Raw genomic sequence first — 17,972 nt, 5'->3', positions numbered from 1 at the left:
GTCTCGCCGTGGACGGGGTCCTCGCCGACGGGCGTCAGGCCGCGGACCGCCGCTGGGCGGCCGGTTCGGGCAGCAGGCGCGCGCCGAGCCGGTCCGCGCTCGGCCAGCGGACGTCGTGGGCCCAGCCCAGTTTCTCGAAGATCCGGATCAGGCGGGCCGAGGGGTCGATCTGCCCCGGCAGCACACCGTGGCGGGCGCCCGTGGGGTCGGCGTGATGCGAGTTGTGCCAGCTCTCGCCGAAGGACAGCAGCGCGAGCGGCCAGAAGTTGGTGGCCTTGTCCCGGCTGGCGAACGGGCGCCTGCCCGCGACGTGGCACACCGAGTTCACCGACCAGGTGACGTGGTGCAGCAGCGCCATCCGCATCACGCCGGCCCAGAAGAACCCGGTCACCGCACCGGTCCAGGTCCCGGTCACGAGCCCGCCGACCAGCGCGGGGGCCAGCAGCGAGACGACGGTCAGGGGCCCGAAGAGCCGGCCGACGATCCGCAGGTCGCGATCGGCGGCGATGTCCGGCGCGAACCTGGTCCGGTTGCTCAGCTCACGCCTGAGCATCCAGCCGATGTGGGCGTGCAGCAGCCCCTTGAGCAGCGCGCGCGTGTCGGTGCCGAAGCGCCAGGGGGAGTGCGGGTCGCCCTCGCGGTCGGAGAAGGCGTGGTGGCGGCGGTGGTTGGCCACCCACTGCACCGGCGAGCCCTCGACCCCGAGCGAGCCCGCGACGGCCAGGGCGATGCGCAGGCCCCGCTTCGCCTTGAACGAACGGTGCGTGAAGAGGCGGTGGTAGCCGACCGTGAGTCCGAAGCCGGACACCAGGTAGGCGACCACGGCCATGCCGGCGTCCAGCGCGGACAGGCCCCGGCCCCACACCAGCGGCACCGCGGCGACCAGGCCGGCGAGCGGGCCGACGACGAAGATCCACATCGCGACGCCGGCCGCGGCCGTCTGCGGGGCGTCCAGGAGCGGCCTGACCCCGGCCGCGGTCTCGGCGTCGCCTTCGGCGACGGTCTGTTCGGGAAGGTCAGCTGTGCTCGGGTTCATCGGTTCCCCGCCGTTGCTCAGGGTTGTCGGACACGGTGCCGGACCGACCTGGAGACGGCGCGCGTGTGCGCTGTGGAGCATGCTCGGCCGCCTATGCACACGATCGCAGCGGACGGCATCCCCGCAGGTCATCGCTCATGTCCGGGGTGTGAACGGCGCGGGACCAAATCGCCGTCGCGCGACCGCCCCGCGACCCTTGATCTCAAGTCCGCTCGAGGTTCTACAGTCGACTGCGCTGACGCCGACGTACGGGAGGGACGGGCCATGAGGACACTGGTGCTCGGGAGGACGCCCGCCAGGGTGGCGGCCGTGCTGGCCACGCTGCGCGCGGACGGTTTCGACGCGGAGGGGGTGAGCACCGACGACGAGGCCCGGGAACTGCTGCGGACCGGTGAGTTCGAGGTGCTGATCATCGGTGGGGGCGTGGGCCCCGGATCCCGCGCCGAGATCAAGGAGTTCGCGGCCGGACACCGGGTGCGGCGGGTGATCGACGGGGCGCTGTCGGAACCGTTCGACGCCTACGTGCGACGGGAGTTCGAGCCGCTGATCCGGGAGGCCGCGGCGGGGTGACGGCCGCGGTCCGCCCGGACTCCGGTCCCGGTGGGCCGGAGTCCGGGCGGACGGACGCCTGCCGCTCGCGCGGCCGGGGATCTCAGACCGCCACCGTCTCCGGGCGGGACGCCTCGCGGGGGTTGCGTGAGCCGAGGTCCTCCGTGGCCTGCCGGTGCGTCTCGCGCGCCGAGAGGGCGGCGATCACCGGCGGCACGCACAGCGCGGCCGTGAACAGCGCCACCGCCGGCCAGTCGTCCCCGCCCGGACCCGCGATCCGCGCCGCGAAGGTCACCGCGAACCCGGCCACCGCGAACCCGATCTGGGTGCCGACCGCCATGCCGGACAGCCGTACCCGGGTCGAGAACATCTCGCCGTAGAAGGACGGCCAGACCCCGTTCGCCGCGCTGTAGACGACGCCGAACGCCGTGATGCCGAGGACCAGGACGAGCGGGTAGGAGCCGGTGGAGATCGCCCACAGGTAGCCGTACATCGCCACCGCGCTGCCCACCGCGCCGATCAGGTACACCGGCCGCCGGCCGATCCGGTCCGACAGCGTCGCCCACGCCGGGATCGCCCCCAGTGCCACCAGGTTCGCCAGCGCGCCCACCCACAGCATCGAGGTCTTCGACATCCCGACCGAGTCGCTCGTCGCGTACGCCAGCGCCCACACCGTGAAGACCGTGCTCACCGAGGCGATCAACGCGCCCCCGATCACCCGCAGTACGTCCGCCCAGTGGTGCCGCAGCAGGGCCACCAGCGGCAGCCGTACGACCCCCTCGGCCGCCGCCTGCCGCGTGAAGGCGGGTGTCTCCTGGACCGTGCGGCGGATGAACCAGCCGACCGCGGCCACCACGGCACTGAGCCAGAACGGCACCCGCCAGCCCCAGGACAGCAACTGGTCCTCGGGCAGCTGGGAGACCGGGATGAAGACGAGGGTGGCGATCAGCTGACCGCCCTGGGTGCCGCTCAGCGTGAAACTGGTGAAGAAGCCACGCCGGTCCGGCGGCGCGTGCTCCAGGCTCATGGAACTGGCGCTGGCCTGCTCACCGGCGGCCGAGACGCCCTGCAGCACCCGGCACAGCACCAGCAGCACCGGGGCCAGGCCGCCCACCTCGGCGCGGCTGGGCAGACAGCCGATCAGGAACGTCGACAGGCCCATCAGCAGCAGGGTGAAGAGCATGATCTTCTTGCGGCCGATCCGGTCCCCGAAGTGGCCGAGGAACAGCGCCCCGACCGGACGGGCCGCGTATGCGACACCGAAGGTGGCCAGGGAGAGCAGGGTGGCGGTGGCCGGGTCCGACTCGTCGAAGAAGACCTTCGGGAAGATCAGCGCGGCCGCGCTGCCGTAGACGAAGAAGTCGTAGTACTCCAGGGCGCTGCCGATCCAGGCGGCCAGAGCCGCCTTCTTCGGCTGGCCGCCCGGCGGTACGGCGGGGGCGGAGGGCGGGGCGGGGACGGACACGGCGGTGCTCCTTCGGAGAACTCCGGCGCGGGCGGAGTGAGCGGCGGGGGAGAGGGCCGGTTCCCAGGGATGACGGGTCGGCGGGCCCGGCGGGCGGCTGCTAATTAACCCACTGGGTAGTTAGTCGCGATGGGTAGGGATGTTGCGCTCGCGTTTCCCCGCTGTCAAGAGGTCGCGCGGGACCGGCCGGCCCCCCGGCCCCCGCGGCGGTCACCCCGCCGCGCGCTCCGCGGTGAGGTAGGCGATCACCATGTCGCCGAGCATGGTGCGGTAGTGCCCGCGCTGCGCCGGGTCCACCAGGTCCCGGCCGAAGAGGGCGCCGAAGGTGGCCCGGTTCGCGACCCGGAAGAAACAGAACGAGCTGATCATCGCGTGCAGGTCGACCGCGTCGACGTCGGCCGTGAACAGTCCGGACTCCTGCCCCTCGCCGAGGATCCGGCGGATCACCTCGAGGGCCGGCGAACCGATCCTGCCGAGCTCCTCGGAGGCCGCGATGTGCTCCGCGCCGTGGATGTTCTCGATGCTGACCAGGCGGATGAAGTCCGGGTGCTCCTCATGGTGGTCGAAGGTGAGCTCCGCGAGCCGGCGGATCGCCGCGACCGGGTCCAGATGCTCGACGTCCAGCTGCTGCTCGGCCTCCCGGATCACGCCGTACGCTCGCTCCAGGACCGCCGTGAACAGCTGTTCCTTGCCGCCGAAGTAGTAGTAGATCATCCGCTTCGTGGTGCGGGTGCGGGCCGCGATCTCGTCGACGCGGGCACCGTCGTAGCCGGCCCGGGCGAACTCCTGTGTGGCCACGTCGAGGATCTCGGCCCGGGTGCGGGCGGCGTCACGGATCCGCCCGTTGGTCTGTGCCGGTTCTTCGACGCTGGTCATCGGCTTCCTTCGGGAGTACGGCTCCGGTGCGGAGATTCTAGAAGGCCGGGCCGGTGCGGCGGCCCGGGACTTCCCGGGGGCTGGTCCGCCTGATATAGCTAACGTACTAGTTCGTACATTAGAACTCGGATCAGGAGGTCCCCGTGGCCAAGGACTCGTTTCTCGTCGGACTGATCGGCTCCGGTGTCGGGCCGTCGCTCAGCCCTGCCCTGCACGAGCGCGAGGCCGGCCGGCAGGGGCTGCGTTACCTGTACCGGCTGATCGACATCGACGTGCTCGGCGTTCCGCCACGAGCCGTGGGGGATCTGGTCCGGGCCGCGCGTGACCTCGGCTTCGACGGGCTCAACATCACGCACCCCTGCAAGCAGCTGGTCATCGAGTACCTGGACGCGCTCGCCCCGCAGGCCGAGGCGCTCGGCGCGGTCAACACGGTGGTCTTCGAGGCCGGCGGCAGGGCCGTCGGGCACAACACGGACGTCACCGGGTTCGCCGCGTCGTTCGCGCGCGGACTGCGGGACGCCTCGCTGGAGCGGGTGGTGCAGCTCGGCGCCGGGGGCGCGGGGGCGGCGGTGTTGCACGCGACGCTGACGCTGGGGGCGGAGCGGGTCACCGTGGTGGATCCGCTGGCCGACCGCGCCGCGGACCTCGCGGGCTCGCTGAACCGGCACTTCGGGGCGGGGCGGGCCGTCACCGCGACACCGGACCGGTTGGCGGCACTGCTGGCCGAAGCCGACGGTCTGGTGCATGCGACGCCGACGGGAATGGCCGCGCATCCGGGGCTGCCGGTGGCCCCGGAGCTGCTGCGTCCCGGGTTGTGGGTCGCCGAGGTGGTGTACCGGCCGCTGGAGACGGAGCTGGTGCGGGTCGCCCGGGCGTCGGGGTGTGCCGTGCTGGACGGGGGCGGGATGGCGGCGTTCCAGGCCGCCGACGCGTTCCGGCTGTTCACGGGGGCGGAGGCCGACAGCGGCCGGATGCTCGCCGACATCGCGGAGTTGTCCGGTGCCGCAGCGGACGTGAGGTGAAGGGCTGTGCGGACCTCCATCGCCACCGTCTCGCTCAGCGGGTCACTCACCGAGAAGCTCACGGCCGCCTCGCGCGCCGGGTTCGACGGGGTCGAGATCTTCGAGAACGACCTGCTCGCCAGCCCGCTCCCGCCCCGCGAGATACGAGCCCGGTGCGCCGACCTCGGACTCACCGTCGACCTGTACCAGCCCATGCGGGACATGGAAGCCGTCCCCGACGACGAGTTCGCGCGCAATCTGCGCCGCGCCCGGCACAAGTTCGGGGTGATGGGGGAGTTGGGAGCCGACACCGTCCTGGTCTGTTCGTCCGTCTCCCCGCTCGGGATCGACGACGACAGCCTCGCCGCCCGGCAGCTGCACCGACTCGCCTCACTGGCACAGGACTTCGGCATCCGTGTCGCCTACGAAGCACTCGCCTGGGGACGGCACGTCAGCACGTACGACCACGCCTGGCGCATAGTCGAGGCGGCCGGCCACCCCGCCCTCGGGACCTGCCTGGACAGTTTCCACATCCTCTCCCGCGGCTCCGACCCCCGGGGTGTCGAGGCCATCCCCGGTGAGAAGATCTTCTTCCTCCAGCTGGCCGACGCCCCGCTGCTCGCCATGGACGTGCTCCAGTGGAGCCGTCACCACCGCTGCTTCCCGGGGCAGGGCGGCCTCGACGTCGCCGGGCTGGTCCGGCATGTCCTGCGGGCCGGGTACGACGGGCCGCTTTCCCTCGAAGTCTTCAACGACGTCTTCCGGCAGGCCGAGGCCGGCCCGACCGCCGTCGACGCGCGCCGTTCCCTGCTGATGCTCCAGGAGGCGGTCGGCGTGGTCGAGTTGCCCGAGCCGGTGGTGCCGACGGGAGTCGCCTTCGCCGAACTCGTCACCCCCGACGCCGAACCCGTCGCCGCACTGCTCGGCGCCCTCGGCCTCAGCCGGACCGCCCGGCACCGCGGCAAGCCGGTCGACCTGTGGGAGCGGGGCGAGGCCCGGATCCTGGTCAACACCGGCCCCGCCGCCCGCCGCGACGGCACCGGGCTCGCCGCGATCGGCCTGGAGTCCCCCGACCCCCAGGCCGCCGCCCGCCGCGCCGACGCCCTGCTGGCCCCCGTGCTGCCCCGCCGCCGCGCCCCCGAGGACACCCCGCTCGACGCGGTCGCCGCACCCGACGGCACCGAGCTGTTCTTCTGCGCCACCGGCCGCGGCCCCGAACTCGCCGACTGGCGTGACGACTTCGTCCCCGTGACGGCCACCCAGGCGCCCGACCCGGCACGCATCGGCCCGGCACGCGTCGACCACCTCGCACTCACCCAGCCCTGGCACCAGTACGACGAGGCGGCCCTCTTCCACCGAGGCGTCCTCGGCCTGCACGCCCAGGAGAGCGTCGACGTCGCCGATCCCTACGGCCTGCTGCGCTCCCGAGCGGTCACCGACGCCGACGGCGGCGTCCGGATCGCCCTCGGGGTCGGCGCGGCCCCTGCCGACGACACCCTGCACGCCCAGCACATCGCCCTGGCCGTCGACGACGTGGTCGCCGCCGCCCGTGCCTTCCGCGCCGCCGGCGGCAGTACGCTGCCCATCCCCGCCAACTACTACGACGACCTGGCCGCCCGTCACGAGTTCGCCGACGGCGAGCTGGAGACGTACCGCGGCCTGGACATCCTCTACGACCGGGACGCCGGCGGTGCCTTCAGGCACTGCTACACCCGCACCGTCGGACGGGTGTTCTTCGAACTGGTCGAGCGCGATCCCGGCTATCGCGGATACGGCGCCCACAACGCGCCGGTGCGCCTCGCGGCCCAGCACGCCGGGCGCCAGGCCCGCCGGACCGCCGGGTGAGCTCCCGGTGAGAGGCCGGTGAGACACGGCCCCGGCGCGGGCCGCGCACCGGCACCGCGACGGGCACTCACGAGGATCCGGAATGTTCTGACCGCTGTGGATGTGACCTTCGTCGACTTCCGCCCGTCCTGGAGGCCGCCTCCGATGCCGCGCAGGGTCGTCGGCCCCTGCTCGCCGGTCGGTGTCTCGGTGTACACGGTCTACCGCTGCGGGCCGGGACACGGAGGGTGAGCGCGCCGGCGGGTCGGCCGATGTCCGTGAACACGAAGGAGAACTCGGCCGGCCGGGGGTGCAGCCGGTACGGCGGCCTGACACCCGGGCCGCAGGACTGTGAACCGATGCCGTGCCGGCCGTGGTCCAGGTTGACCCACAGGGCGGCTCCGGTCTCCTGGTCTTTCGAAGAGATCGAAGAGGGTCAGCCCTTGATGCCGGTCTGCGCGATCCCCTGCGCCAGCCAGCGCCGGAGGAAGAGGAAGACGAACACCAGCGGCAGGATGGAGATGGCGGTGGCCATGAAGATCAGGTGGAAGTTGACCGTCTGGTGGGTCATGTAGGAGGAGAGCGCGACCTGGACCGTCCAGGAGTCTGGGTCCTGGCCGATGACCAGCGGCCACAGGAAGGCGTTCCAGCCGCTGATGAACGTGATCGTGGCGATGGCCGCGAAGAAGTTCAGCGAGTCGGGGACGACGACACGCCAGTACGCGCCCCAGTAGCCGAGCCCGTCCACGCGTGCAGCCTCCTCCAGTTCCCTGGGGAACCCCAGGAAGTACTGCCGGAACAGGAAGCAGGTGAAACCACTGAACAGGCCCGGGATGATCAGTCCCCGGTAGGTGTCCACCCAGCCGAGCGAGGAGACCAGCACGAAGGTGGCCGCGCGGCGGGCCGGCTTGAACACGTACCGCGCCGTCTCCGGCCGGGACAGCCACTGCGGCTTTCGACAAGGGTTAGGAAAGGGACCTGGAAACCCGGCCAAGTCATCAGAGGCACCCGACGAATGCCAGCGGCCCGCCAGTTGACACTGGCGGGCCGTCACACGGTCGTCTACGGCTTCTTGTTCCACTCGGCGATCACGGGCCACCCGTGTTCCGTGGACAACCGGCTGACCGTCCCGGTCGCCAGCTGGAACAGCCGCCCCTCGGCGGGGGGCAGGCCCAGCCGGCGCGCTGTCAGCACGCGCAGGAAGTGCGCGTGGGCGACCAGGACCACATCGCCGCCGCCGTCGGCGAGTGCCCGTTCCACCTTGGCGAGCACCCGGTCGGCCCGGGCGCCGATCCGCTCCGGCGACTCACCGGGGTGGCCCTGCGGACCGGGCGGCACGCCGTCGGTCCACAGGTACCAGTCGGGGCGGGAGCGGTGGATCTCCGCCGTGGTGATGCCCTCGTAGCCGCCGTAGTCCCATTCGTGCAGGTCGGGGTCGGGCACGACCCCGCTGAGGCCGGCCAGCTCGGCCGTGCGTATCGCGCGGTCCAGCGGGCTGGCCAGTACCAGTGCGTAGGTCCGGCCGGTGAGCAGCGGGGCCAGGGACTTGGCCTGTTCCTCGCCGTGCCCGGTGAGGGGCAGGTCGGTCCAGCTGGTGTGCTGTCCCGACACGCTCCACTCCGTCTCACCGTGGCGGACCAGAAGAAGGTCCCCCACGCCGCACTACTCCTTCGACTCGACCGCGTGGCCGCCGAACTGGTTGCGCAGGGCCGCGATCATCTTCATCTGCGGGGAGTCGTCCTGGCGGGACGCGAACCGCGCGAACAGGGAGGCGGTGATCGCCGGGAGCGGCACCGCGTTGTCGATGGCCGCCTCGACGGTCCAGCGGCCCTCGCCGGAGTCCTGCGCGAAGCCCTTCAGCTTCTCCAGGTGCTCGTCGTCGTCCAGGGCGTTGACCGCGAGGTCGAGCAGCCAGGAGCGGATGACGGTGCCCTCCTGCCAGGAGCGGAAGACCTCGCGGACGTTGTCCACGGACTTGACCTTCTCCAGCAGCTCCCAGCCCTCGGCGTACGCCTGCATCATGGCGTACTCGATGCCGTTGTGAACCATCTTGGAGAAGTGCCCGGCACCGACCTTGCCCGCGTGCACGTAGCCGTACGGGCCCTCCGGCTTGAGCGCCTCGAAGATCGGGTGCAGCCGCTCGACGTGCTCCTTGGTGCCGCCGACCATCAGGGCGTAGCCGTTCTGCAGGCCCCACACGCCGCCGGAGACACCGGCGTCGACGAAGCCGATGCCCTTGATGCCGAGTTCGGCGGCGTGCTTCTCGTCGTCCGTCCAGCGGGAGTTGCCGCCGTCGACCACCGTGTCGCCCTCGGACAGCAGGTCCTTGAGCTCGTCCATGACGGACTGGGTGGCGGTGCCGGCGGGGACCATCACCCAGACCGTGCGCGGGGCGTCGAGCTTCTCGACCAGTTCCTCAAGGCTCTTGACGTCGGAGACGTCCGGGTTGCGGTCGTAGCCGATGACGGTGTGGCCCGCGCGGCGGATCCGCTCGCGCATGTTGCCGCCCATCTTGCCGAGACCGATGAGACCGAGCTGCATGTCAGTTCACTTCCTAAGCGTGCGGTACGTCGAGACGAGGGCGGTGGTGGACGGATCGAGGCCGGGCACGTCGGCGCCCTCGGTCAGGGCGGGCTCGATGCGCTTGGCGAGCACCTTGCCGAGCTCCACTCCCCACTGGTCGAAGGAGTCGATGTTCCAGACGGCACCCTGGACGAACACCTTGTGCTCGTACAGCGCGATCAGCTGGCCGAGCACGGACGGGGTCAGCTCACGGGCCAGGATCGTCGTGGTCGGGTGGTTGCCCTGGAAGGTGCGGTGGGCGACCTGCTCCTCGGCGACGCCCTCGGCGCGGACCTCCTCGGCGGTCTTGCCGAACGCCAGCGCCTGCGTCTGGGCGAAGAAGTTCGCCATCAGCAGGTCGTGCTGTGCCCTGAGCTCGCCGCTGAGTTCGGCGACCGGCTCGGCGAAGCCGATGAAGTCCGCCGGGATCAGCTTGGTGCCCTGGTGGATCAACTGGTAGTAGGCGTGCTGCCCGTTGGTGCCGGGCGTGCCCCACACCACGGGGCCCGTCTGCCAGTCCACCGGACGGCCCTGCCGGTCCACCGACTTGCCGTTTGACTCCATGTCCAGCTGCTGCAGATAGGCGGTGAACTTGGAGAGGTAGTGCGAGTACGGCAGCACCGCGTGCGACTGGGCGTCGAAGAAGTCGCCGTACCAGATGCCCAGCAGGCCGAGCAGCAGGGGCGCGTTGGACTCGGCGGGCGCGGTGCGGAAGTGCTCGTCGACCAGGTGGAAGCCGTCCAGCATCTCGCGGAAGCGGTCCGGGCCGATGGCGATCATCAGGGAGAGGCCGATGGCGGAGTCGTAGGAGTAGCGGCCGCCGACCCAGTCCCAGAACTCGAACATGTTGTCCGGGTCGATACCGAAGCCCGTGACCTTCTCGGCGTTCGTGGACAGGGCCACGAAGTGCCTGGCCACCGCCTTCTCCTCGCCGTCGAGACCGTCGAGCAGCCACTGGCGGGCCGAGGTCGCGTTGGTGATCGTCTCGATGGTGGTGAACGTCTTCGACGCGACGATGAAGAGCGTCTCCGCCGGGTCCAGGTCGCGGGTCGCCTCGTGCAGGTCGGCGCCGTCCACGTTGGAGACGAAACGGAACGTCAGTTCCCGCGCGGAGAAAGCCCGCAGGGCCTCGTAGGCCATCGCCGGGCCCAGGTCGGATCCGCCGATGCCGATGTTGACGACGTTCCTGATGCGCTTGCCGGTGTGGCCGGTCCACTCGCCCGACCGGACCCGTTCGGCGAAGCCGGCCATCTTGTCCAGGACCGCGTGCACGGCGGGCACCACGTTCTCGCCGTCGACCTCGACCACCGCGTCGCGCGGGGCGCGCAGGGCGGTGTGCAGGACCGCCCGCCGCTCGGTGATGTTGATCTTCTCGCCGCGGAACATCGCGTCCCGCAGGCCGGACACGCCGGTGGCGGCGGCCAGTTCCTGGAGCAGGGCGAGGGTCTCGTCCGTGATCAGGTGCTTGCTGTAGTCGATGTACAGGTCGCCGACCCGTACCACGTACCGCTCGGCGCGGGCCGGGTCCGTCGCGAACAGCTCACGCAGTTCCGGCCGGCCCTGGGCGCGGTGGTCCTCCAGGGCGGTCCACTCGGGCCGTTCGGTGAGCCGGGGGGTGTCAGACATCGGAAACGGACTCCTTGGTGCCGTCGCCGCGCAGGGCGATGGCGTACATCTCGTCGGCGTCGAGGCGGCGCAGTTCCTCGGCGATCAGTTCGGAGGTGGCGCGGACCTTCAGCGCGAGGGTGCGCGGCGGCTGGCCCGGCAGGGTCAGGGTGGCCAGCGGGCCCTCGGGGCGGTCGATGACGATGTCGCCGCCCGCGGTGCCGAGCCGGACGGCCGTGACGACCGGGCCGGGGGAGACCACGCGGTCCACCTTGACGCCCAGGCGGGCCTCCAGCCAGCGCGCGAGGAGTTCGGCGCTGGGGTTGTCCGCCTCGGCCTCGACGGCTGCCGAGGTCACGGCGACCCGGGCCTGGTCCAGGGCGGCGGCCAGCATGGACCGCCACAGGGTGAGCCGGGTCCAGGCGAGGTCGGTGTCGCCGGGCGCGTAGGTGCGGCCGCGGGCCTCCAGGACCTCCATCGGCCGCTCGACGGCGTACAGGTCGGTGATCCGGCGCTGGGCGAGGGCGCCGAGCGGGTCCTTGGACGGGGTGTCCGGGGCCTCCACCGGCCACCACACGACGACCGGGGCGTCCGGCAGCAGCAGCGGCAGCACCACCGAGTCGGCGTGGTCGGAGACTTCGCCGTACGTCCGCAGCACGACCGTCTCGCCGGTGCCGGCCTCTGAGCCGACCCGGACCTCCGCGTCCAGGCGGGAGGCGGTGCGGTCGCGCAGGGTGCGCGCATGCCGCTTGATGACGACCAGGGTGCGCGAGGGGTGCTCGTGCGAGGCCTCCTCGGCGGCCTTGATCGAGTCGTAGGCGTTCTCCTCGTCCGTGACGATCACCATCGTCAGGACCATGCCCACCGCGGGGGTTCCGATGGCGCGGCGGCCCTGCACCAGCGCCTTGTTGATCTTGCTTGCCGTGGTGTCGGTCAGGTCGATCTTCATGGCCTGCGCCAGCTCCGTCCGTCTCGTGCGAGCATCTCGTCGGCTTCCTTCGGTCCCCAGCTGCCGGACTCGTACTGCGCGGGCTTGCCGTGCTTCGCCCAGTACGTCTCGATCGGGTCGAGGATCTTCCAGGACTCTTCCACTTCCTGGTGACGGGGGAACAGATTGGCGTCACCGAGCAGCACATCCAGGATGAGCCGCTCGTACGCCTCGGGACTGGACTCCGTGAACGACTCGCCGTACGCGAAGTCCATCGACACGTCCCGGATCTCCATGGACGTGCCCGGCACCTTGGAGCCGAACCGGACCGTCATGCCCTCGTCCGGCTGGACGCGGATGACGATCGCGTTCTCGCCCAGCTCCTCGGTGGCCGTCGAGTCGAAGGGGGAGTGCGGGGCGCGCTGGAAGACGACGGCGATCTCGGTGACCCGGCGGCCGAGCCGCTTGCCGGTGCGCAGGTAGAAGGGGACGCCCGCCCAGCGGCGGTTGTCGATCTCGACCTTGACGGCGGCGTAGGTGTCGGTCTTCGACTTGGGGTCGATGCCGTCCTCTTCGAGGTAGCCGATGACCTTCTCGCCGCCCTGCCAGCCCTCGGCGTACTGGCCGCGCACGGTGTGCCTGCCCAGGTCCTCCGGCAGCCGCACCGACTTCAGGACCTTCAGCTTCTCGGTGAGCAGCGCGTCCGCGTCGAACGCGATCGGCTCCTCCATCGCGGTCAGCGCCATCAGCTGGAGCAGGTGGTTCTGGATGACGTCACGGGCCGAGCCGATGCCGTCGTAGTAGCCCGCGCGGCCGCCGATGCCGATGTCCTCGGCCATGGTGATCTGCACGTGGTCGACGTAACTGCGGTTCCAGATCGGCTCGTACATCTGGTTGGCGAAGCGCAGCGCCAGGATGTTCTGGACGGTCTCCTTGCCGAGGTAGTGGTCGATCCGGAACACCTGGTCCGGGTCGAACACGTCGTGCACGACCCGGTTGAGGTCCTGTGCGGAGGCCAGGTCGTGGCCGAAGGGCTTCTCGATGACCGCCCGCCGCCAGGCCCCGGCCGGCGGGGTGGCGAGGCCCACCTTCTTCAGCTGCTGTACGACCTTCGGGAAGAACTTGGGCGGCACCGAGAGGTAGAAGGCGAAGTTGCCGCCGGTGCCCCGGGAGCCGTCCAGCTCGTCGACGGCGGCCTTCAGCTGCTTGAACGCGGTGTCGTCGTCGAAGTCACCGGGGATGAAGCGCATGCCCTCGGCGAGCTGCTGCCAGACCTCCTCGCGGAACGGGGTCCGGGCGTGCTCGCGCACCGCGTCGTGGACGACCTGTGCGAAGTCCTGGTCCTCCCAGTCCCGGCGGGCGAAGCCGACGAGCGAGAAGCCCGGCGGCAGCAGACCCCGGTTGGCCAGGTCGTAGACGGCCGGCATCAGCTTCTTGCGGGACAGGTCACCGGTCACACCGAAGATGACCAGGCCGGACGGCCCGGCGACCATCGGCAGCCGCCGGTCGCGCGCGTCCCGCAACGGGTTGTCCCAGTCGGCGGCGGGCACCACAGGCACCCGCACCTCCTTGTCCTTCTTGCTCATTACGCGTCAACTCCCTTGTTGTTCAAGGACTTCGTGACGGCGTCCAGCAGCTCCTGCCAGGCCACCTCGAACTTGGCGACGCCCTCGTCCTCCAGCTTGCCCACGACCTCGTCGTAGGAGATGCCGAGCCGCTCCACGGCCGCCAGGTCGGCGCGGGCCTGCTCGTAGCCGCCGGTGACGGTGTCACCGCGCACGTTGCCGTGGTCGGCGGTGGCGTTCAGCGTCGCCTCCGGCATGGTGTTGACCGTGCCGGGCGCGACCAGCTCGTCGACGTAGAGGGTGTCCTTGTACGACGGGTCCTTCACGCCGGTCGAGGCCCACAGGGGCCGCTGCCGGTTGGCGCCCGCCGACTCCAGGGCGCTCCAGCGGTCCCCGGCGAAGACCTGCTCGTAGGCCTCGTAGGCCAGCCGCGCGTTCGCGAGCGCGGCCCGGCCCTTGAGCGCGAGCGCCTCGTCCGTGCCGAGGAGGGTCAGCCGCTTGTCGATCTCGGCGTCGACGCGGGAGACGAAGAAGGAGGCCACCGAGTGGATGGCGGAGACGTCCAGGCCCTTGGCGGCGGCCTGCTCCAGACCGGTCAGGTAGGCGGCCATGACCTCGCGGTAGCGCTCCAGGGAGAAGATCAGCGTGACGTTGACGCTGATGCCCTGGGCGACGACCGCGGTGATCGCGGGGAGGCCGGCCCTCGTCGCCGGGATCTTGATCATCACGTTCGGGCGGTCGACCAGCCAGGCCAGCTGACGGGCCTCGGCGACGGTGGCCACCGTGTCGTGCGCCAGACGCGGGTCGACCTCGATGGAGACCCGGCCGTCCCGGCCGTCGGTGGCGTCGTACACCGGGCGCAGCACGTCGGCGGCGGCCCGCACGTCCTGCGTCGTCATCATGCGCACGGCCTCGTCGACCGTGACACCGCGCACGGCCAGGTCGGCGAGCTGGTCCTCGTACCCCTCGCCGGAGCCGATGGCGGCCTGGAAGATCGACGGGTTCGTGGTCACGCCCACCACGTCGCGGTCGGCGACGAGCGCGGCGAGGTTGCCGGTGCTGATCCGCTTGCGCGACAGGTCGTCCAGCCAGATCGAGACGCCCTCGTCGGACAGGCGCTTCAGTGCTCCCGCGGTGGCGGTTGCTTCGGTCACAGTGATCATCTTCCTCTACTGAACTGTTTCTGGCTGGTGGATCAGGCGGTACGGGCGGCCGTGCGGGACTCGCGGGCCGCCGCGGCCACGTGCTCGGCGGTGAAGCCGAACTCGGCGAACAGGGTCTTGGCGTCGGCGGAGGCGCCGAAGTGCTCCAGGGAGACGATCCGGCCGGCGTCGCCGACGTAGCGGTACCAGGTCAGGCCGATCCCGGCCTCGACGGCGACCCGCGCCTTCACGGCCGGCGGCAGGACGCTCTCGCGGTACTCGCGCGGCTGCTCCTCGAACCACTCCACGGACGGCATCGACACCACGCGGGTGCCGATCCCCTCGGCCTCCAGGAGGTCACGCGCCTCGACGGCGAGGTGCACCTCGGAACCGGTGGCGATCAGGACCACCTCCGGGGTCTCGGTCGACGACTCGCGCAGTACGTAGCCGCCCCTGGCCGCGTCGGGGTCCGGCGCGTACGTCGGCACGCCCTGGCGGGTCAGCGCGAGCCCGTGCGGGGCCGGGTGGGTGGCGTGCCTCTTCAGGATCTCGGCCCAGACCGTCGCGGTCTCGTTGGCGTCCGCCGGGCGGACGACGTTCAGGCCGGGAATCGCGCGCAGCGAGGCGAGGTGCTCGACCGGCTGGTGGGTGGGGCCGTCCTCGCCGAGGCCGATGGAGTCATGGGTCCAGACGTAGGTCACCGGGAGCTGCATGAGCGCGGCCATCCGCACGGCGTTGCGCATGTAGTCGGAGAACACCAGGAAGGTGCCGCCGTAGATCCGGGTGTTGCCGTGCAGCGCGATGCCGTTCATCTCGGCGGCCATCGAGAACTCGCGGATCCCGAAGTGGACCGTACGGCCGTACGGGTCGGCCTCGGGCAGCGGGTTGCCCTTCGGCAGGAAGGAGGACGTCTTGTCGATGGTGGTGTTGTTCGAGCCCGCGAGGTCGGCGGAGCCGCCCCACAGCTCGGGCAGCACCTGCCCGAGCGCCTGCAGCACCTTGCCGGAGGCGGCCCGGGTGGCGACGGACGTGCCCTCCTCGAAGACGGGGAGCTCGGCCTCCCAGCCCTCGGGGAGCTGGCCGGCCACGACCCGGTCGAAGAGCCGCGCCTGCTGCTCGTTCGCGGTGCGCCACTCGGCGATGCGCTTGTCCCAGGCCGCGTGGGCCTCGGCGCCCCGGTCGAGCGCCTGGCGGGTGTGGGCCAGGACCTCGTCGGCCACCTCGAAGGTCTGCTCCGGGTCGAAGCCGAGCAGGCGCTTGGTGGCGGCGATCTCGTCGGCGCCGAGCGCGGAGCCGTGGGATGCCTCGGTGTTCCGCGCGTTCGGGGCGGGCCAGGCGATGATCGTGCGCATGGCGATGATGGACGGGCGGTCGGTCTCGGCCTGCGCCGCCTTCAGGGCCGCGTACAGGGCGTGCACGTCGACGTCGCCCTCGGCGGTGGGCTCGATGCGCTGGGTGTGCCAGCCGTAGGCCGCGTACCGGCCGAGGACGTCCTCGGAGAACGCCGTCGCCGTGTCGCCCTCGATGGAGATGTGGTTGTCGTCGTAGAGGAAGACCAGGTTGCCGAGCTTCTGGTGGCCGGCCATCGAGGAGGCCTCGGCGGAGACACCCTCCTCCAGGTCGCCGTCGGAGACGATCGCCCAGATCATGTGGTCGAAGGGGGAGGCGCCCTCGGGGGCCTGCGGGTCGAACAGGCCGCGCTCGTAGCGGGCGGCCATGGCCATGCCCACCGCGTTGGCGACACCCTGGCCGAGCGGGCCGGTGGTGGTCTCGACGCCGGCCGTGTGCCCGTACTCCGGGTGACCGGGCGTCTTGGAGCCGTGCGTACGGAAGGCCTTGAGATCGTCCAGGTCCAGCTCGTATCCGGCGAGGAACAGCTGGGTGTAGAGGGTGAGCGAGGTGTGCCCGGGGGAGAGGACGAAGCGGTCACGGCCGGTCCATTCGGGATCGGCGGGATCGTGCCGCATCACCTTCTGAAAGATCGTGTACGCGGCCGGGGCCAGACTCATCGCGGTGCCGGGGTGCCCGTTGCCGACCTGCTGCACGGCGTCGGCGGCGAGAAGGCGCGCGGTGTCCACGGCACGCCGGTCCAGGTCGGTCCACTCGAAGCCGTCTGATGTGTGCGTGCTCATCTTCAAGAAATCCTCGTTCGAAGCGTTCTGGCTGGCCTGACGCGTTCAAAACTAAAAGTCTGACTTTTGGGAAGGAAGGTCGGAGTGTGTCAGCCTGTGGTGAAAGTGGGACACGGATCTTCGACAGGGACGGCACGAGAAGGACATGGCGGACAGAACGCCTGAAGGGTCGGGCGACGGTGACGGAATCAGGACCTTCCCCTTCCCGGTGGATCTGAGCGTCGGCGGCGTCGGCGTACAGGTCGGACCGATGGGGGCCGGACACGTATGGCACGCGGATGCCCCCCTGGAGCGCGTCCACCGCATCGACTTCCACGTGGTCATGCTCTTCACCCAGGGCCCGGTCCGTCACATGGTCGACTTCGCCGAGTACGAGGCCCGGGCCGGCGACCTGCTCTGGATCCGGCCGGGTCAGGTCCACCGCTTCTCACGGACCTGTGAGTACCGCGGAACCGTCCTGACCATGCAGCCCGGCTTCCTGCCGCGGGCCATCGTCGAGGCGACCGGCCTCTACCGCTACGACCTGCCACCCCTGCTCCGCCCCGACGCACCGCAGCTCACCGCGGTGCGGGCGTCGCTCGCCAACCTGCAACGCGAGTACGAGGACGACGCGACCCTCCCGCTGAGCCTGCACACCTCGGTCCTGCGGCACTCGCTCACGGCGCTGCTGCTGCGGCTCGCGCACCTCGCGGCCAGCTCGGCGGAGGCGGCCCGCCGTCAGGCCGACACCACCTTCACCCTGTTCCGGGACGCCGTGGAGAAGGACTTCGCCGGCAACCACAGTGTCAGCGCCTACGCCGACGCCCTCGGTTACTCCCGCCGCACCCTGGTCCGCGCGGTCCGCGCCGCGACCGGACAGACTCCGAAGGGCTTCATCGACAGGCGGGTCGTCCTGGAGGCCAAACGCCTGCTGGCCCACACCGACCTCCCGATCGGCCGGGTGGGCGCGGCGATCGGCTTCCCGGACGCGGCCAACTTCTCCAAGTTCTTCCACCTGCACACGGGGCAGACGCCGGTGGCGTTCCGGGCGGAACTGCGCTGAAGGGGGCGGAACCGCGCGGGCGACGAGCCCCACGCGCCCGTGGTCCCGGACCTCCGAGGTCCGCGCGCGACGGCCGGAGGGGGCGGGTCGGCGCGGTGCCCGACGTGCACGAGGCCCTGCCGGACCACGGGCAGGGCCTTCGGCGGAGCCGGGAACGCCCCGCGGGGCGTTCCCGGCGCCCCGGGGCGCGCCCGAACGGGGACCGGGGTGGTTAGAACAAAATAAGCGGCCCGCGCCAACAGCAG

At 71.2% G+C, this 17,972-nt stretch carries 14 protein-coding genes and 2 pseudogenes; 4 read left to right on the top strand and 12 right to left on the bottom strand.

All coding sequences use genetic code 11. The annotated features are described in order from the left end of the window. Nucleotides 1-34: 34 nt before the first annotated feature. A complete protein-coding gene (locus ACFXI4_RS38520) occupies nt 35-1,036 on the bottom strand; it encodes an acyl-CoA desaturase (RefSeq protein WP_385000458.1) in 1,002 nt (333 codons plus the stop codon). Between the two features lie 264 nt (nt 1,037-1,300). On the opposite strand from ACFXI4_RS38520, the gene ACFXI4_RS38515 reads away from it, so the two are divergent. Next, nucleotides 1,301-1,606, top strand: coding sequence for a hypothetical protein (locus tag ACFXI4_RS38515; protein ID WP_385000455.1), 306 nt, complete (start codon nt 1,301-1,303; stop codon nt 1,604-1,606). A gap of 82 nt (nt 1,607-1,688) precedes the next feature. On the opposite strand, the gene ACFXI4_RS38510 is transcribed toward ACFXI4_RS38515, so the two are convergent. After that, nucleotides 1,689-3,050: an MFS transporter gene (locus ACFXI4_RS38510; RefSeq protein ID WP_385000452.1), complete on the bottom strand. Its 1,362-nt coding sequence runs from the start codon at nt 3,048-3,050 to the stop codon at nt 1,689-1,691. A 210-nt stretch (nt 3,051-3,260) separates the two neighbouring features. After that, nucleotides 3,261-3,926 (bottom strand): TetR family transcriptional regulator, encoded by a 666-nt coding sequence (locus tag ACFXI4_RS38505; protein ID WP_385000449.1) that lies wholly within the window; start codon nt 3,924-3,926, stop codon nt 3,261-3,263. 143 nt (nt 3,927-4,069) lie between these two features. On the opposite strand from ACFXI4_RS38505, the gene ACFXI4_RS38500 reads away from it, so the two are divergent. Beyond that, a complete protein-coding gene (locus tag ACFXI4_RS38500; RefSeq protein ID WP_385000447.1) occupies nt 4,070-4,948 on the top strand; it encodes a shikimate dehydrogenase in 879 nt (292 codons plus the stop codon). A gap of 6 nt (nt 4,949-4,954) precedes the next feature. Beyond that, complete coding sequence (locus ACFXI4_RS38495; protein ID WP_385000444.1) at nt 4,955-6,772, top strand: bifunctional sugar phosphate isomerase/epimerase/4-hydroxyphenylpyruvate dioxygenase family protein; 1,818 nt, start codon at nt 4,955-4,957, stop codon at nt 6,770-6,772. Between the two features lie 250 nt (nt 6,773-7,022). Here ACFXI4_RS38495 and ACFXI4_RS38490 read toward each other — a convergent pair. The 9 genes and pseudogenes from ACFXI4_RS38490 to tkt form a co-directional block, all read right to left on the bottom strand. After that, nucleotides 7,023-7,148: pseudogene (locus tag ACFXI4_RS38490) on the bottom strand (hypothetical protein); the annotation flags it as partial. A gap of 39 nt (nt 7,149-7,187) precedes the next feature. Continuing rightward, nucleotides 7,188-7,640, bottom strand: a pseudogene (locus ACFXI4_RS38485) (carbohydrate ABC transporter permease); the annotation flags it as partial. A 173-nt stretch (nt 7,641-7,813) separates the two neighbouring features. Further along, the gene (locus tag ACFXI4_RS38480; protein ID WP_362727200.1) at nt 7,814-8,407 is read right to left on the bottom strand and encodes a histidine phosphatase family protein; all 594 of its coding nucleotides are present in this window, start codon (nt 8,405-8,407) and stop codon (nt 7,814-7,816) included. Between the two features lie 6 nt (nt 8,408-8,413). Continuing rightward, nucleotides 8,414-9,292: a phosphogluconate dehydrogenase (NAD(+)-dependent, decarboxylating) gene (gnd, locus tag ACFXI4_RS38475; RefSeq protein ID WP_362727202.1), complete on the bottom strand. Its 879-nt coding sequence runs from the start codon at nt 9,290-9,292 to the stop codon at nt 8,414-8,416. A gap of 6 nt (nt 9,293-9,298) precedes the next feature. Beyond that, nucleotides 9,299-10,939, bottom strand: a complete 1,641-nt coding sequence (pgi, locus tag ACFXI4_RS38470; protein WP_385000441.1) for a glucose-6-phosphate isomerase — start codon at nt 10,937-10,939, stop codon at nt 9,299-9,301. Beyond that, a complete protein-coding gene (opcA, locus tag ACFXI4_RS38465) occupies nt 10,932-11,867 on the bottom strand; it encodes a glucose-6-phosphate dehydrogenase assembly protein OpcA (protein ID WP_385000438.1) in 936 nt (311 codons plus the stop codon). Before opcA ends, pgi begins: the two co-directional genes overlap by 8 nt. Beyond that, nucleotides 11,864-13,432: a glucose-6-phosphate dehydrogenase gene (gene zwf, locus ACFXI4_RS38460; protein ID WP_385000435.1), complete on the bottom strand. Its 1,569-nt coding sequence runs from the start codon at nt 13,430-13,432 to the stop codon at nt 11,864-11,866. The genes opcA and zwf overlap by 4 nt, the downstream gene beginning before the upstream one ends. Then, nucleotides 13,432-14,574 (bottom strand): transaldolase, encoded by a 1,143-nt coding sequence (gene tal, locus ACFXI4_RS38455; protein WP_385000432.1) that lies wholly within the window; start codon nt 14,572-14,574, stop codon nt 13,432-13,434. Before tal ends, zwf begins: the two co-directional genes overlap by 1 nt. A 32-nt stretch (nt 14,575-14,606) precedes the next feature. Continuing rightward, nucleotides 14,607-16,685: a transketolase gene (tkt, locus tag ACFXI4_RS38450; RefSeq protein ID WP_385000429.1), complete on the bottom strand. Its 2,079-nt coding sequence runs from the start codon at nt 16,683-16,685 to the stop codon at nt 14,607-14,609. 145 nt (nt 16,686-16,830) lie between these two features. On the opposite strand from tkt, the gene ACFXI4_RS38445 reads away from it, so the two are divergent. Then, on the top strand, nt 16,831-17,727 hold the full coding sequence (locus ACFXI4_RS38445; protein WP_385000425.1) for an AraC family transcriptional regulator: 897 nt from the start codon (nt 16,831-16,833) through the stop codon (nt 17,725-17,727). Nucleotides 17,728-17,972 lie beyond the last annotated feature (245 nt).

Origin of the sequence: Streptomyces sp. NPDC059224 (genome assembly GCF_042754285.1) — a bacterium.
Taxonomy (GTDB): Bacteria; Actinomycetota; Actinomycetes; order Streptomycetales; family Streptomycetaceae; genus Streptomyces.
This window is presented reverse-complemented; position numbering and strand designations above follow the sequence as displayed.

Coding starts and splice junctions, on each gene's coding strand:
- opcA (WP_385000438.1), bottom strand. CDS start 11,867: ATGAAGATCGACCTGACCGACACCACGGCAAGCAAGATCAACAAGGCG.
- ACFXI4_RS38445 (WP_385000425.1), top strand. CDS start 16,831: ATGGCGGACAGAACGCCTGAAGGGTCGGGCGACGGTGACGGAATCAGG.
- gnd (WP_362727202.1), bottom strand. CDS start 9,292: ATGCAGCTCGGTCTCATCGGTCTCGGCAAGATGGGCGGCAACATGCGC.
- pgi (WP_385000441.1), bottom strand. CDS start 10,939: ATGTCTGACACCCCCCGGCTCACCGAACGGCCCGAGTGGACCGCCCTG.
- zwf (WP_385000435.1), bottom strand. CDS start 13,432: ATGAGCAAGAAGGACAAGGAGGTGCGGGTGCCTGTGGTGCCCGCCGCC.
- ACFXI4_RS38505 (WP_385000449.1), bottom strand. CDS start 3,926: ATGACCAGCGTCGAAGAACCGGCACAGACCAACGGGCGGATCCGTGAC.
- ACFXI4_RS38515 (WP_385000455.1), top strand. CDS start 1,301: ATGAGGACACTGGTGCTCGGGAGGACGCCCGCCAGGGTGGCGGCCGTG.
- ACFXI4_RS38520 (WP_385000458.1), bottom strand. CDS start 1,036: ATGAACCCGAGCACAGCTGACCTTCCCGAACAGACCGTCGCCGAAGGC.
- tkt (WP_385000429.1), bottom strand. CDS start 16,685: ATGAGCACGCACACATCAGACGGCTTCGAGTGGACCGACCTGGACCGG.
- tal (WP_385000432.1), bottom strand. CDS start 14,574: ATGATCACTGTGACCGAAGCAACCGCCACCGCGGGAGCACTGAAGCGC.